We start from the raw sequence: 13,765 nt of genomic DNA on the forward strand, positions 1-13,765 counted from the left end.
ACGCCCGCGGCCGCGCGGGCCGCACCGATTCGACTCAGTACGCGAGGTTGACGTGCGCCCGGTGGTGGTCGCCCTTCTCGATCAGATCGACGAACCCGAGCGCGTAGTCCACACCGGAGATCTCCCCGCCGCCGTCGGGCTGAACGGCGATGTCGCCGCCGAGCCGGTACTCGCCCCGCCGCTCGCCGGGCGCGTACGAGCCGAACCCGCCGGCCGGGCTCACGAACACCCAGTTGAGCGACTCCGGCGTGGCCGGGAGATCCTCGATGACGACGGCCGCCCCGGCGCGGATCTCGTGGTGGAACTCGGCCGGCGCGTGGCTGAGGTCGGTCACGAACCGCGGGGCCCCGGCCGCCGGGCGCAGCGACGAGAAGCCGCCGACCAGGTACAGCCGCGCCCCGTTGGTGTCGGCCAGCCGCGCGATCGAGCGGTACACGTCGCGGAAGGACTCGGCGAGCGGGCCGCGCGGCGCGAGGGCGCCCACCACGACCTCCGCACCGGAGATGACCGAGGACAGCGCCGCCTCGTCCGCGGCGTCGCCCTGGACGTAGGTCACGCCCGGGACGCCCTCGGCCGGAAGCGAGCGGCTCAGCACGGTGACGTCGTGACCACGGGCGGCGGCCTCCGCGACGATGGCCGATCCGGCGTACCCGGTGCCGCCGATGACGGTGATGCGGGACATGGGTTGCTCTTCTCTCGAGGCGTTCAAGGTTCTTGATTACCGTAGGAGAGCAGGTTTCCGTCGGGAAGAAGGCACTTTGAGGTAACCATGCCGGGGGGCGAGCACCTGTCGGTCGGGAGGAAACATGCCGGAGCTGCCGGAGGTCGAGTCGGCCCGCGCGGTCATCGAACGGGCCGGCCTCGGTCGCAAGATCGTCGACGTGGACGACTCCGACCCGTACGTCTGCCGCCCTCATCTTCCCGGCCAGATCAGGGACGCGCTGGTCGGCCTGGAGCTGGTGGTGGCCCATCGCCGGGGCAAGAGCATGTGGTGCGACACCAGCGACGACGGCCCCGAGCTGGGCATTCACCTCGGCATGTCCGGCAAGATCGTGATCGCCGACCCGGACGGCAGCGAGATCGACGGCGGCGACTACTGGGAGGGCCGCCGCCGGGCCGGCGACTACCGGTGGTCCCGCTTCTCCTTGAGCTTCGCCGACGGTGGGCGCCTGATGCTGGTCGACCCCCGCCGGCTCGGCCGTGTCCGGCTGGACCCGCCGGTGGAGGCCCTGGGCCCGGACGCGGCGACGATGACACCGGGCCAGTTCCGGGCGGCGCTCGCGGGCGGCACCGCCCCGGTCAAGGCGCGGCTGCTCGACCAGGGCGCGGTCGCCGGCATCGGCAACCTGCTGGCCGACCAGATCCTGTGGTCGGCGCGGATCAACCCCGGCCGCCGCGTCGACCGGCTCGCCAGCGACGACATCGATCGCCTGCTGCGGGCGACGCGCCGGGCCGTGCGGTCGGCGATCAAGGAGGGCGGGGTGCACACGCTCGAGGTGATCCCGTTCCGGGTCGCGGGCGGCCACTGCCCGCGCGACGGCGCGCCGATGGCGATGAGCAAGGTCGGTGGGCGTACGAGCTGGTGGTGCAGCGTGGAACAGGCCCGTTAGGCCGCGGTCGCGGGCTGCGTGAAGACGACCACCCGCAGGTCTCCCGGCGTGAGGGTCAACACGTCCTTGTCGAACGAGGTACGCCCGCCCCGGCCGTCCGGGACCAGCAGCCGGTCGAGGCCGTCCGGGTGGGCGGCCGGGTCCTCCCAGAGCCGGACGAACCCGTCGCCGAGCGCGCGGAGGTCGGCGATCAGCGCGCGGAGCTCGGGGTCGGCGGGATAACGGTGGGCGGCGGCGCGCAGCCCGGCCACCATCGAGGCGCGGACGGCGGCGAGGTGGCCGGGCGTACGGAAGACATCGGTCTCCGCCTCGGTGAAGACCCGCCAGGCCATGTTCCGGTCCCGGCCGTGCGCCGACCGCGAGGGGCAGGCGTACGCGTTCCAGCGCTCGTTGCCGGCCAGCACCGACCAGGTCGCGTCGCAGACACAGGCCGGCACCTCGGTCAGCCGGTCGAGCATCCGCCTCGCCGCCGGGGTGATCTCGCGTGGCACCAGGCCGGCCCGGGCCGGCGGTGGGGCGTACCCGGCGAGCGTACGCAGGTGTTCGTGCTGGCCGGCGCTGAGCCGCAGAGCCCCGGCGAGCGCGTCGACCACGCTCGGTGACGGCCGGCGGCGGCCCTGCTCCATCCGTTTGAGGTGTTCCTCGGAGACACCGGCCCGGCCGGCCAGCTCGGCGCGGCGCAGGCCGGGCACCCGGCGGTGACGAGGCGGCGAGGCCGGGATCCCGGCGGACTCGGGCGAGACCCGCGCCCGCAGCTCTCGGAGCGCGCTCCCGAAGTCGTCCTCTGGCACCCGGCCATTGTGTCAGCCCGCGGACGTACCGGCCGCCACGCTCGGCATGGGGTGCGGCACCGGGGTGTGCTCGACCTCCTCCATGTAGAACCGTGACTGGACGATCGCGTCGTCGCGCACCTTGATGATGATCACGCCGCGCATGTCGGCCGCGCCGGGCAGCACGTAGTGGAACTCGCCCCAGAACTCGTCGGCCGACACGACCGACCGGGTCACCGAGATGTCGACCTCGGGGAACCGCTCGAAGATGGAGGCCCAGTTCCGGCGGACCTGGTCCGGGGTGTCGAACGATCGGGCCGGATGGGCCGGCCAGGTGCAGGTGAAGTCTTCGGCGAAGGTGGCGACGAGCGCGTCGAGGTCGTGCGCGTTGATGGCGTCGATCAGTCGCTGGACGACAGGGAAATCCATGGCGGCAACCGTAACCACGCTCCGAGCCGGCTACCTGGGCCAGTTTGTACCCCCACCCGCGACAGGGCATAGTGGCCGCGGCGTCATCGACCGGTGTCGCTCGCTCGCGGGAAGGTAACTGACGTGACGACGCGTAGACGTGCCGGGTGGGCCCGAGGCGCCGCCTTGATCGTGCTGGCCGGCGCGGCCCTCGCGGTGTCCGCGGCCCCGGTCGCGGCGGCCCCTCCCGCCATCAGCATCGAGAGCGTGTCGTCGGACAACGTGAAGTCCGGCGCGTCGGTGCGGGTGCGCTTCCGGGTCACCAACAACGATCGCGGGACCGAACGGGCTTTCGTGGCCGTGTCCGGCGGCCTGCGATGCACCGCCGGGTGTTCCGCGACCAAGGACCTCGGGGCCGGTCAGAGCGCGTCCTTCACCGCGACGGTGGTCGCGCCCCAGGTCAGCGAGGGGCAGGAGAGCGGTCTTAACCTCGCGGTCACCGTGCGGATCGGTCGGCGGACCGGCTTCGCCCACAAGATGATTCTCGTACGCGGCTCGGACCGCGCGCCGTCCGCGGTGAGCCAGGTCTCCGGCCGGGTCCGCGACGCCGGCGGGAAGGCGATCCGTGGCGCGAACGTGACCGTGCGGGACAGCGCCGGGCACAACTTCCGGACGACCAGCGACGGGAACGGCATGTTCTCGATCAGGTCGAGCGACAGCAAGCCGATCGCCACCGGCCTCATCACGGTCGCCGCGGGCAAGGACGGCTACCGCGCCGCTCGCGCGTCGGCCCAGGGCACCGCCGGCGGCGCCGCGACCGTGCGGCTGACCATGGCCGCGGTGGCCGCGCCGTCCACACCACCGCCGTCGCCTTCCGCGGTGGCGAGTGCGCCCGTGGCGGCCGAGTCGCCGGCGGCCGAGGAAGTCGCCGCCGTGGCGTCGCCGCCGGCCGCCCTCCGGGCCGCCGGTGGCCAGGGTGGCGGTGATTCGCTGCTGCTGTTCTCGATTTTGGGCGGTCTGCTGGTCGCCGTGGGCCTGGGCGCCCTGGTGCTGATGCTGCTCCGCCGCCGGAACGGCCCCGATGCCGTGCTCCCGGCCCCAGCCCCCGCCGCAGGCCCGGCGCCGGCGCCGGTCGGCGCAGGCGGTCCGCGCATCGCCGACGCCCCGACCGCGGTGCTGCGTACCGTGCCGCCCCCGTCCCGGTGACGACCGCCGCCTGAGGCGGCGTCCAGGTGACCACCGTCACATGAAGCGGCCCTTGTCCAGGTGGCGACTGCCGCGTGAGGCGGCCTCCGTGCCGGTGACGATCGCCACATGAAACGCCGAACGGCGGCCCGCTGAATCAGCCGGGCCGCCGTACGTGATCTTAGAAAGCCGAACGGCGGCCCGCTGAACCAGTCGGACCGCCGTACGTATGGTGGATCAGAGCGGGCGGATGTTCTCCGCCTGCGGGCCCTTCTGGCCCTGGGTGATGTCGAACTCCACCTTCTGGTTCTCGTCGAGGCTGCGGAAGCCACTCGCCGAGATCGCGGAGAAGTGGGCGAAGACGTCAGCGCCGCCATCGTCCGGGCTGATGAAGCCGAAGCCCTTGTCGGCGTTGAACCACTTCACGGTACCTGTAGCCATGTCTGCCCTTTCAGGCTGTTGGAATCCGCACTGTGCGGATTCATTCGCCGCCGCTTGATCAACCGCGTCGGAACGACACGACAAAAGGCGCCTGCACGGGGTTTCAGATAACCCATCAGGCGCCCAAAACGTCTACGGAAACCAAATCTGCAACCAGGCCAAGGTAGCACATGATCGCCGCGGACCCCGCCAACGGGCTCGAAGTAACCTTTTCTAGCCAACTTTTCCTGGTCCCCGCGCCTGCCCGTGGGGTCCGGTCCGTCGGTGTGTCCTGGGATGATCCGGGGATGGCGATCCTGCATCGAGCGGAAATTCACCCGTCCAAGCTTGAGTTGCTCGCCGGCTGGCTGCCCGGCAAGCGGTGGTTCCGTGGCCCGGCGGAACCACGGCTGACCCGGCTGGCCGCCTTCCGGTTCGACGACCCGGCGGGCGAGGTCGGCGTGGAGACCCTGCTGGTCAGCGCCGGCGACGAACTCGTGTACCAGGTTCCCCTGACCTACCGGGACGCCCCGCTGCCCGGCCGCGACGCCTCGCTCGTCGGCACCTGCGAGCACTCGGTCCTGGGCAAGCGCTGGGTCTACGACGCGTGCGGCGATCCGGTCTACGTGGCCGCCCTGGCCGCCGCGGTTCTCCGGGGCGACGGGCAGGCCGAGGAACACATCGAGGTGGACGGCCGGCTCGAACGCCGCGAGCCGTCCATGAGCATCGCCTCGACGGTCGCCGACGCCCGCCCCGTCCCGGCGATCGGCCAGGTCGACGGCGTACTGGACAGCGACGAGGTCACCTCGATCATCAGCACCCCGTTGATCCTGACCGTCGTACGCGGCCTCGAACTCACCGTCCCGCCGCCGTCCACGCTTCCCGCACTCACCGGCGCCTGGCCGGGCCAGCCGCGGCCGATCGTCCTGGCGCTCGCCTTGACGCGCTGAGCGGCTCGCCCGGTGATCGTCCACGGACGACCGCGCTCGCCCCGTGATCGTCCACGACGACCGCGCCTTTGCCGGGCACGGTCGGGGGCTGGGCCGAGTCGGCCCGGACGTGACGGACCTGGGCGAACGCCTGCTGAGTCGCTTTGCGAAAGCGCGGTGCCCGATGGGTCGGGTGCTCAGAGTAAGAACGACGTTCACGTTGACTTGCGATCCGCAACGGTCGATCAACGCGGCAAGCTCACCTGCGCGGGCGGGGGCGGACCTCGTAGGCTGCGGCGGTGACGGAGTTCGACGTGCGGCTGATGCGGCTTGCGGCTCGGCGCGGCCTTGACTCCGGAGAGCTGGCTCGGCTGGCCGCCGGCCCGGTGGGGGATAGCGACGGCGGCGGGCCCCGCCCGGACCAGTTGCGGCGGCTGGCGCCCGCGCTCGGACTGCACACCAGCGACCTGTTCGCCATCGCCGGTCAGGAGGTGCCGGATGACCTCGCCATGCGCAGACGGCCCGGGGCGGCAAGGCTCGGCAGTCTCATCTGGACGCTGACCTACATCCCCGGCGCCGTACCGGATCTCGGCGCTCTGATCCGGGCGATGCCGCTGCTGCCGGCGCCTTTCGTGCCCCGCCAGCCGACGCCGCCGCACCGGCAATACCCGGACGGCCCCGGCGGTCTGGTCCTGCGGCTGCTGGAGAACCGCGACCTCGGCTGGATGAACGCGGCCAAGGCCATGCTCGGTCTGGGCCGCCGGCCGGCGCTGTCGGCCGCGACCATCGGCGCGATCGGGCGCGGTACCAAGGAGCTGACACCCGACCTGCTCATCGGCCTCGGCGCGGCCATCGACATACCGATCCTCGATCTAGCCGCGCTGACCGGCGTGGACGTGTCCGGCGATCACCGGCCGGTGCACCCGGACGCGGCCGAAGCCGCCCGGCTCTTCTGGAACTCCCGGCGCCTGACCGCCGCCCAGTGGGAAGCGGTCGGAGAACGCGGACACGCGCTACGGCACGAACGCGCCGACGAGCTCGACCCGTTGATGCGGTGCCGATGCCCCGGCCCGCAGGCCGATGATTGAGCTGGCCGATCCGCCGCTGACGCGAAGCCGTCCAGGCCACCGCGGCCGCCGGCACCTTGAGAACGGCCTGACCACCGGCATCCTCGCCGTCCAGGCGGTGTGGAGCGTCCCGTGGTTGCGTTCGTTCCGCTACGGCCCGGCCGAGTGGGCGTGGCGCTGCCTCACCTGCTGACCGCCGGAGCGAGATGCTGACCACCGGCGCGGCGGGCGGGTCCGGCCGGGGCGGTGGTGGCGCGTATGGTCGTGCGGTGAATCCCGCTGACCTGCAAGGCCTTCGATCGGGAGATCTCGAGACGCGCGAAGCGCATGTCTACCAGCTGCTCGACCGGGCCAGGAAGCACGGCGACGAGTCGGCCATCGCTGCCCTGCAGGTGCTTGTCCGCGACTATCGGGATTTCCACCGGTCCCTGTATTCGCGGGCGATGAACCAGGCGGCGGTCTTCGCCGATGCCGAGCTGCAGGAGCCGTTGCTGGCCGCGCTCGGTGACACCCGGTACAACTGCCAGGCCTGGGCCGCGATGGGATGCGCGGCGATGGACATCCAGGCGGCCGTGCCCCAGCTGATCACGCTGCTCGACCACTCGCAGTGGATGGTCCGGAGTGAAGCGGTGACTGCCCTCGGCCGCCTCGGGGACGCCTCGGCCGTGCCGGGGCTGCGGGCGCTGCTCGGCGATGAGGCCGACTGGCTACGGGCGCAGACCGCTGACGCGCTGGCCGCCATCGGTGGCGACGCGGCGCTGGAGGCGCTCTGGGACGAGTTCGAGCATCGGCGGTTCCCCCGGATCGGTCACATCGCCAGCGCGTTGGCCCTGTTCACCCCGGAGGTGCTGCCCCGGCTGCTGGCCGCGGCGGACAGCCCGGATCCGGATCAGCGCTACTGGGCCGCCGTCGCGCTGGGATCGACCGGCGACGACCGGGCCATTGCCACGCTGGAGCGGCTGATGGCCGGCGACCGTGGCGTGACCGTCTTCGATGGCGAGGTTCGGGCCGCGGCGAAGAAAGCCCTGCGTACGCTCCGTCGTATCCAGGCCGCCATCGCCGAACGGGAGAGCGCCGCCATGGTGGAACGGGAGAGCGCCGCGCCCGTGGAGCGGGAGAAGGCCGCGCCCACGGAACGGGAGAACGCCGCGTTCACGGCTGGAAGTACTCCGACATCAGAGGGCTGACCCAGTCCGGCTGTTTGACGTCCACCGGGAGGAACTCGGTCATCGTCGGCTTCAGGTCGATGACGGGGGTGCCCGTGACCGCGTCGAGGCCCCGCACGGTCAGTTCGCGGCCGTGGACGGACTCGATGGCGCAGCTCGTCACTCCGATGCGGTTCGGACGGCGGGGGCCGCGACCGGCGAACACGCCGACCGGCGGCAGGTCGGAACGGCCGCGGTAGGGACGGGGTTCGCGGTGGTCGCCGTCGTCCGGGAACTGATCGAAGACGAAGAGGACCTCCACGTGGGAGAAGCCCTCCAGGCCTTGCAGGCACGCATCACCGAAGCGTTCGTCGACGGTGATCGTGCTGCGGACGGCGCCCCAGTTGTCGGTGTGCTGGACGTCCGTGCGGTCGTTCCGGACCGTACCGATCGGGGTGATTTCGAAGCTGGGCATGAGTGGCGGCTCCTTCCTACGGCACCCAGAAGGCGCGGGCCCCGGTGGCGGCCAGCGCCGCTGGCGGCAACGGTAGATTGTCGTCGTTAGGATGTCTAGCGCTGCTAGGATTGCGTCATGTCCGCCATCAGCGAGCGCCGCGAGCGGGAACGGGCTCACCGTCACCAGCTGATCATCACGGCCGCGCGCGAACTCGCCGAGAGCGAGGGCTGGGAGGCGGTCACGACCCGGCGGCTGGCCGACCGGGTCGAGTACAGCCAGCCGGTGCTGTACAGCCACTTCGACGGCAAGGACGCCATCGTCAGCGCCGTCGCCCTGGCCGGATTCGGCGAGCTCGCCGACCACCTGCGCCGCGCGCGGCTGGCCGCCACCGAGCCCGGAGAAGCCACCGAGCCCGGAGAAGCCACCGAGCCCGAAGCGCCCCTGCGCGCCGTCTGCCGCGCCTACCTGGGGTTCGCGACCGAGCGACCGGCCCTGTACCAGGCCATGTTCATCCTGCCCACCGACCTGACGTTCGGCAGCGCCGAGACACCGCCCCCGCTGCGGGCCGGTTTCGACGAGTTCGTCAGCTGCTTCCCGCCCGAGAACGACCGGCGCGGGCTGTACGCCGAAGTCCTCTGGAGCGCGCTGCACGGGATGGCCGTCCTGTCGGAGAGCGGCCGCATCCCCCCGGACCGGCAGGCAGAGCGGGTCGACTTCCTGATCACCCGGATCGCCGGCTGAGCAGGCTCGCCGCCTCGCCGTCGGCGGGGTTGCCCAAAGCCGCGCTGTGCCGCAGCGCGCGGACGGCCATCTCCCGCATCCCGGTCCGCGACGACAGCCGGCGCAGCGTGTCGACCCAGCGCGCGGTGTCGGGGTGGCCGTGCCGGAGGCCGAGGTCGCATTGCGCGTCGAGGATGTGCGCTTCGAGCCAGACGTACGGGTCGGCCAGCCGGGTCGATCGGGTCCGCGCGTCGGCGAGCAGCTCGAAGGCCCGGTCCTGCTCGCCGCGCGCGTCGGCGACCAGGGCCAGGGACCGGGCCGACATGCCCTCCCAGCAGGGGTCGCCCAGCCGGCACGCGCGGGCGAAGGCCTGCTCCAGCACGGCCGCCGCGGTCGCGACGTCACCGGCCGCGAGGTGCACGTCGCCGCGCATGGCCTGGGGCCAGGGCAGGAACGCCAGCCAGTGGTCGCGCTCGGCGACCCGGATCGACTGGTCGAGGTGGGTGGCGGCCGCGTCGAGGTCGCCGGTGAGCAGATGGACCCGGCCGAGCATGGAGAGGGCGTAGGCCTCGGTCCGCGGCCCCTGGGCCGTCGCGGCGGCGCGTTCGAGCAGGTCACGCGCCTCCGGATAGTTGGCGCGGTCGCTGTGCACCGCACCGAGGTAGGTGGTCACCCGGGCGGCGATCGCCGGGGACCCGTCGGCGACGGCGAGCGCGCCGGTCAGCCACCGCTCGGCCCGGTCGTAGCGTGCGCGCAGGAAGTCGACGTACCCGATCTCGGCCCTGGCCTGCGCCGCCGCGGCGCGATCGTCCGCGGCCAGCCGTTCGGCCTCGTACAGCGCGGCCAGACCTTCCTCGTCCATCCCGCGCAGCGAGTGGATCAAGGCCTCGGCCAGCCGCAGGCGGGCGACCACCCGCAGCCGCACCGGTTCGGGTCTCGCCCGGTCGGCCAGGCGGACCGCGGTGCGCAGCGAACGCACGCCGGTGTCCACCGCGCCGGCCGCCACCGCCGCGGCGCCGGCCTCCATCACGGCTTCGATGGACGCGACGTCGGCCGCCGGGTCGCGGTCCTGCCGCGACTCGCGCAGGGCTTCGTCGACCGCGATTCCCGGGCGTACGCCCAGCTCCGTGGCGAAGAGCTCGGTGACCGCCCGGTGCTGCTTCTCCGCCGCGGCGTCGTCCCCGGCCAGCCGGTACAGGCGGATCAGCAGGGCCTGATGGTTCTCGTCGAGCGGGCTCATCGCCGCCGCGCGGACGGCCAGGTCGCGCGCGCCGGTGAGGTCTCCGCCGGCCAGCCGGCCCAGCGCCGCCTCGTGCAGCATCGCCTCGGAGGCGGCGGCGACCCGGCGGCGCTCGGACAGCAGCCACGACTCGAACACCGGCGCGCCGCGTACGGCCACGCCCTCGAGCAGGTCGGCGCCCAGGCCGGGCAGTGTCGCGGCGGCGGACCAGGAACCGTGGGTCAGCACGTCGACGTCCACCACCGCCTCGGGCGGCAGCCTGAGCACCACGGGATCACCGTCCACGGCGACGCCCAGACAGCGGCGGATCTCGGTCAGTCCCCAGCGCAGCGCCCGCATCGGGTCGTCGGCGTCCGGGTAGAGCAGGCCGGCCAGGCGTTCGCGGGCCGGTGGACGCTCGCTGAGGATCAGGCAGGCCAGCAACGCCCAGCTCTTACGGCTGCGGACCTGGTAGGTCACCCCGTCGGACCGCTCGACCGACGGGGCACCCAGCAGATGGACGGTGAGAGCCACTCAGCCCTCGGAGCTGATCGGGTAGATCTCGTCGGCGACCAGCCCGTGCGCCTTGCGGTGCACGGCGTTCGCGGCCTCGGCGTCCGGCGCGTCGACCAGGCAGAAGATCTTCCCGGCCTCCTCGTCGACCCAGTACTTCAGGTAGTTCACGCCGAACTCGCCCTGCGTCGCCAGGTCGGCGTCGTGTGCGGCGGCGACATCGGCCGCCGCGACCCCACCCTCGACGTGGTGCACATCCATGAACAGCGACATCGCATTCTCCTTCGCTCAATGCCTGCGTCCAGGACACAGCCGCACTGTTTGACGGAGCGTTTGACGCCTGGGGTCAGCGAACCTGCTTGGCGCGGAACTGCATGCGCGGCGTGGCGTAGAACTCCTGGGCCTGCACCAGCTGGAGTTCGCGCTCGCCGGATCGGTGGGTGGTCTCGAGCAGATCGAAGACGCTGGAGACCGTACGCTCCAGCGCCACCGCCGCGTCGCCGGTCTTGACGTAGTGGGCGGTGAACAGGGCCGCCGTGACGTCGCCGGACCCGTTGGCCTTGAACGGCAGGTGCGGGGTGCCGACCAGCCAGGCCCCGGCGGCGTTGACCACGAGCATCTCGATCGTGCCGTCCGCCCGGTCGGGGCGCTCCACGCTGGTCACCAGCACGGTCGACGGGCCCATGGCGCGAGCCAGGTCGGCCGAGGCCAGGGTCGTCTCGATGCTCGCCGGTTCGGTGCCGGTCAGGAACCCCAGCTCGAACTGGTTCGGGGTGATGATGTCGGCCACCGGCACGACCCGGTCGCGCAGCAGGTCGGGGATCTCCGGCGCCACGAAACAGCCGGACCTGGCGTTGCCCATGACCGGGTCGCACGCGTAGAGCGCCGACGGGTTCGCGGCCTTCACCCGGCGTACGGCATCGATGATGACGTCGCCGATGCCCACCCCGCCCTGGTAGCCGGAGAGCACGACGTCGATCTGCGGGAACACCCCCCGCTCCTCCACGCCGAGCAGAATCTCGGCCACATCGGGCGGCGGGATGAGCGGCCCCCGCCAGGCGCCGTAGCCGGTGTGGTTGGAGAAGTTCACCGTCGGGACGGGCACAACCTCGACACCGATGCGTTGCAGCGGGAACACGGCCGCGGAGTTCCCGACGTGACCGTGCGCGACCGCCGACTGGATGGACAGAACCTTCATCACCTCAGCCTAGAGACCCGGCCGGGGGCTGTCCCGGAGCATCACCGGTAACCTGACGCCCTATGCCGGAAACCCGCCAGCCCCAGGACACGCCCAGCGGCGCCGGCCGGCTGCCGCACGGCTTCCACCTGGACCACCACTCACACCGTCAAGGGCAGCTGGTGTACGCGGCGGCGGGCGCGCTGGCCACCACGACCGAACGTGGCACCTGGGTCGCGCCGGCCAACCGGGTGACCTGGACGCCACCGGGGTTTCAGCACGCCCACCGCTTCTACGGCGACACCGACGTCCGCCTCGTCGCCGTCCCGGAGAGCCTGTGCGGCGAGCTGGTGGCCCACCCGAGCGTGTTCGCGGTCGGCCCGCTCCTGCGTGAGGTTCTGCTCGCGCTGACCGACCGGCCCGAGACCCGCGCCGGTGCCCACGACCGGCTGCGTACGGTGCTGATCGACGAACTGGCCGAGACGCCCGAGCAGTCACTGCACCTGCCCGAGCCGCGCGACGACCGGCTTCGCGCCGTGACCGATGTCCTGCACGCCGACCCCGGCCGGAACACGACCCTGGCCGGCCTCGGGCGCCTGACCGGCGCAAGCGAGCGAACGCTCAGCCGCCTGTTCCACCTCGAACTGGGGATGAGCTTCCATCGCTGGCGCACCATGCTGCGGATTCATCACGGCCTTATCCACCTGACCGGCGGACGGTCGGTCACCGAGACCGCGACCGCCTGCGGATGGTCGAACCCGACCAGCTTCATCGAGGCGTTCACCGAGGTTGTGGGCCAGACCCCGGGCCGATATCAGGCCCGGCTGAGGTAGCCGCGGAAAGTTGGCGGGATTCCGGTGCCCGCCGGTCATTCACCGGTGGCAGGCGGAAACCGGCGCGTTCACAGTGGTCGCATGGTTCAACCAAGCGATCAGACCACCGTCGTCATCGTCGGCGCCGGCGTCGCCGGGCTCACCCTCGGCAATTTCCTGCGGCGTAACGGCGTCGGCTGCGTCATCGTCGAGAAGAACAGCCGGGAGTACGTCGAACAGCGCCAGCGGGCCGGCACGGTCGACGCCCGTGGGGTGCGCATGTACCGCGCGTGGGGCCTCGACGAGGTGCTGGAGGGCGAATCGCTGCCCGACGTCGCGGGCGGCTTCTGGATCGACGGCGACGAGCTGCCGATCGACCTGGACGACGAGGACAACAAGGACAGCATCCTGTGCCCGCAACAGATCCTGGTCCGCAACCTCACCGACGTCTTCCTGCGGGAGGGTGGAGACCTCCGCTTCCAGGCCGCCGACGTCACCCTCGGCGACCTCGACAGCGAGCACCCGTTCGTGCGCTACCGCGACGCCGGCGGGGCCGACCGGGCCGTCCGCTGCGACTTTATCGCCGGGTGCGACGGCGACCGCGGCGTCAGCCGGGCCTCGATCCCGGCCGGCGTCCTGACCCGCTACTCCCACGAGTACGGCTACGCCTGGCTCAGCGTCCTGGCCGCCGTGCCGGGAACCTCGGCGGGCATGGCGATCCACTCGCGCGGCCTGGCCGGGCTGATTCCCCGCGGGGCGAACGCCAGCCGCATCTATCTGCAGATCCCCCTCGACGCCACGCTGGAGCAGTGGCCGGACGAGCGGATCTGGAGTGAGCTGGCGGCCCGCTACGGCAGCCCCCGCGAGGCCGGTCCGATCATCACCAAGCAGATCGTGCCGCTGCGCAGTGTGGTCCACGAGCCCATGGCCCACGGCCGGCTCCATCTGCTCGGCGACGCCGCGCACATCGTCCCGCCGATGAGCGCCAAGGGCATCAACCTCGCCCTCAACGACGCCGAGACGCTGGCCCGCGCCGTCATCGAGAAGGAGCGGACCGGCGACTCGACCCTGCTCGGCCGCTATTCCGAGGACTGCCTGCGCCACGTCTGGAACTACCAGGCGTTCGCCGCGTGGATCACCGACACCATGCACGACGCCGGCGACCCCTCCTACGCCGGCGAGTTCCGCCGGAAGATCGCCCGAGCCGAATTGCAGCGCCAGTTCGCCTCGCCCACCGCGAACCGCCTCTTCGGCGAGCTCACCTCCGGAGTCAACTAGCCTGGTCGATTTCCCACCTGGGGTACGGCACCCGTTGGAGGGATCGGCCGGGCCC

At 72.1% G+C, this 13,765-nt stretch carries 17 protein-coding genes; 9 read left to right on the top strand and 8 right to left on the bottom strand.

What is annotated here, in order from left to right:
• Positions 1-34: 34 nt before the first annotated feature.
• Complete coding sequence (locus AB0O15_RS33085) at positions 35-682, bottom strand: NAD(P)H-binding protein (RefSeq protein WP_364326752.1); 648 nt, start codon at positions 680-682, stop codon at positions 35-37.
• Positions 683-806: 124 nt separating this feature from the next.
• Here AB0O15_RS33085 and AB0O15_RS33090 point away from each other — a divergent pair, with 124 nt between their 5' ends.
• Positions 807-1,610 (top strand): DNA-formamidopyrimidine glycosylase family protein, encoded by an 804-nt coding sequence (locus AB0O15_RS33090; RefSeq protein WP_364326754.1) that lies wholly within the window; start codon positions 807-809, stop codon positions 1,608-1,610.
• Here AB0O15_RS33090 and AB0O15_RS33095 read toward each other — a convergent pair.
• On the bottom strand, positions 1,607-2,401 hold the full coding sequence (locus AB0O15_RS33095) for a helix-turn-helix transcriptional regulator (protein WP_364326757.1): 795 nt from the start codon (positions 2,399-2,401) through the stop codon (positions 1,607-1,609). The two genes, AB0O15_RS33090 and AB0O15_RS33095, sit on opposite strands and share 4 nt — an antisense overlap.
• 12 nt (positions 2,402-2,413) lie before the next feature.
• On the bottom strand, positions 2,414-2,809 hold the full coding sequence (locus AB0O15_RS33100) for a nuclear transport factor 2 family protein (protein WP_364326760.1): 396 nt from the start codon (positions 2,807-2,809) through the stop codon (positions 2,414-2,416).
• 123 nt (positions 2,810-2,932) lie between these two features.
• On the opposite strand from AB0O15_RS33100, the gene AB0O15_RS33105 reads away from it, so the two are divergent.
• Positions 2,933-3,994 (top strand): carboxypeptidase-like regulatory domain-containing protein, encoded by a 1,062-nt coding sequence (locus AB0O15_RS33105; protein WP_364326763.1) that lies wholly within the window; start codon positions 2,933-2,935, stop codon positions 3,992-3,994.
• A 216-nt stretch (positions 3,995-4,210) separates the two neighbouring features.
• Here AB0O15_RS33105 and AB0O15_RS33110 read toward each other — a convergent pair whose 3' ends face one another.
• Positions 4,211-4,414, bottom strand: a complete 204-nt coding sequence (locus tag AB0O15_RS33110) for a cold-shock protein (RefSeq protein ID WP_116503721.1) — start codon at positions 4,412-4,414, stop codon at positions 4,211-4,213.
• A 287-nt stretch (positions 4,415-4,701) separates the two neighbouring features.
• Here AB0O15_RS33110 and AB0O15_RS33115 point away from each other — a divergent pair, with 287 nt between their 5' ends.
• From AB0O15_RS33115 to AB0O15_RS33130, 4 genes are all read left to right on the top strand, one after another.
• The gene (locus tag AB0O15_RS33115) at positions 4,702-5,343 is read left to right on the top strand and encodes a hypothetical protein (protein ID WP_364326766.1); all 642 of its coding nucleotides are present in this window, start codon (positions 4,702-4,704) and stop codon (positions 5,341-5,343) included.
• Between the two features lie 278 nt (positions 5,344-5,621).
• The gene (locus AB0O15_RS33120) at positions 5,622-6,410 is read left to right on the top strand and encodes a hypothetical protein (RefSeq protein WP_364326769.1); all 789 of its coding nucleotides are present in this window, start codon (positions 5,622-5,624) and stop codon (positions 6,408-6,410) included.
• On the top strand, positions 6,403-6,582 hold the full coding sequence (locus tag AB0O15_RS33125) for a DUF418 domain-containing protein (RefSeq protein ID WP_364326771.1): 180 nt from the start codon (positions 6,403-6,405) through the stop codon (positions 6,580-6,582). Before AB0O15_RS33120 ends, AB0O15_RS33125 begins: the two co-directional genes overlap by 8 nt.
• Positions 6,583-6,658: 76 nt before the next feature.
• A complete protein-coding gene (locus AB0O15_RS33130) occupies positions 6,659-7,576 on the top strand; it encodes a HEAT repeat domain-containing protein (protein WP_364326774.1) in 918 nt (305 codons plus the stop codon).
• Here AB0O15_RS33130 and AB0O15_RS33135 read toward each other — a convergent pair.
• Positions 7,542-8,009, bottom strand: a complete 468-nt coding sequence (locus tag AB0O15_RS33135; protein ID WP_364326777.1) for an SAM-dependent methyltransferase — start codon at positions 8,007-8,009, stop codon at positions 7,542-7,544. The two genes, AB0O15_RS33130 and AB0O15_RS33135, sit on opposite strands and share 35 nt — an antisense overlap.
• Before the next feature lie 117 nt (positions 8,010-8,126).
• Here AB0O15_RS33135 and AB0O15_RS33140 point away from each other — a divergent pair, with 117 nt between their 5' ends.
• Positions 8,127-8,732, top strand: a complete 606-nt coding sequence (locus AB0O15_RS33140) for a TetR/AcrR family transcriptional regulator (RefSeq protein ID WP_364326780.1) — start codon at positions 8,127-8,129, stop codon at positions 8,730-8,732.
• Here AB0O15_RS33140 and AB0O15_RS33145 read toward each other — a convergent pair.
• The 3 genes from AB0O15_RS33145 to pdxY form a co-directional block, all read right to left on the bottom strand.
• The gene (locus tag AB0O15_RS33145) at positions 8,713-10,464 is read right to left on the bottom strand and encodes a tetratricopeptide repeat protein (protein WP_364326783.1); all 1,752 of its coding nucleotides are present in this window, start codon (positions 10,462-10,464) and stop codon (positions 8,713-8,715) included. The two genes, AB0O15_RS33140 and AB0O15_RS33145, sit on opposite strands and share 20 nt — an antisense overlap.
• On the bottom strand, positions 10,465-10,716 hold the full coding sequence (locus AB0O15_RS33150) for a DUF4242 domain-containing protein (RefSeq protein WP_364326784.1): 252 nt from the start codon (positions 10,714-10,716) through the stop codon (positions 10,465-10,467).
• Positions 10,717-10,789: 73 nt separating this feature from the next.
• The gene (pdxY, locus tag AB0O15_RS33155) at positions 10,790-11,641 is read right to left on the bottom strand and encodes a pyridoxal kinase PdxY (protein ID WP_364326787.1); all 852 of its coding nucleotides are present in this window, start codon (positions 11,639-11,641) and stop codon (positions 10,790-10,792) included.
• A 62-nt stretch (positions 11,642-11,703) separates the two neighbouring features.
• Here pdxY and AB0O15_RS33160 point away from each other — a divergent pair, with 62 nt between their 5' ends.
• Positions 11,704-12,453 (top strand): AraC family transcriptional regulator, encoded by a 750-nt coding sequence (locus AB0O15_RS33160; RefSeq protein ID WP_364326790.1) that lies wholly within the window; start codon positions 11,704-11,706, stop codon positions 12,451-12,453.
• 81 nt (positions 12,454-12,534) lie between these two features.
• Positions 12,535-13,710 carry a 4-hydroxybenzoate 3-monooxygenase gene (locus AB0O15_RS33165; RefSeq protein ID WP_364326793.1) on the top strand — a complete coding sequence of 392 codons (1,176 nt, stop codon included), beginning with the start codon at positions 12,535-12,537 and terminating at the stop codon, positions 13,708-13,710.
• Positions 13,711-13,765: the final 55 nt, after the last annotated feature.

It is taken from the genome of Actinoplanes sp. NPDC089786, assembly GCF_040684855.1.
Taxonomy (GTDB): domain Bacteria; phylum Actinomycetota; class Actinomycetes; order Mycobacteriales; family Micromonosporaceae; genus Actinoplanes.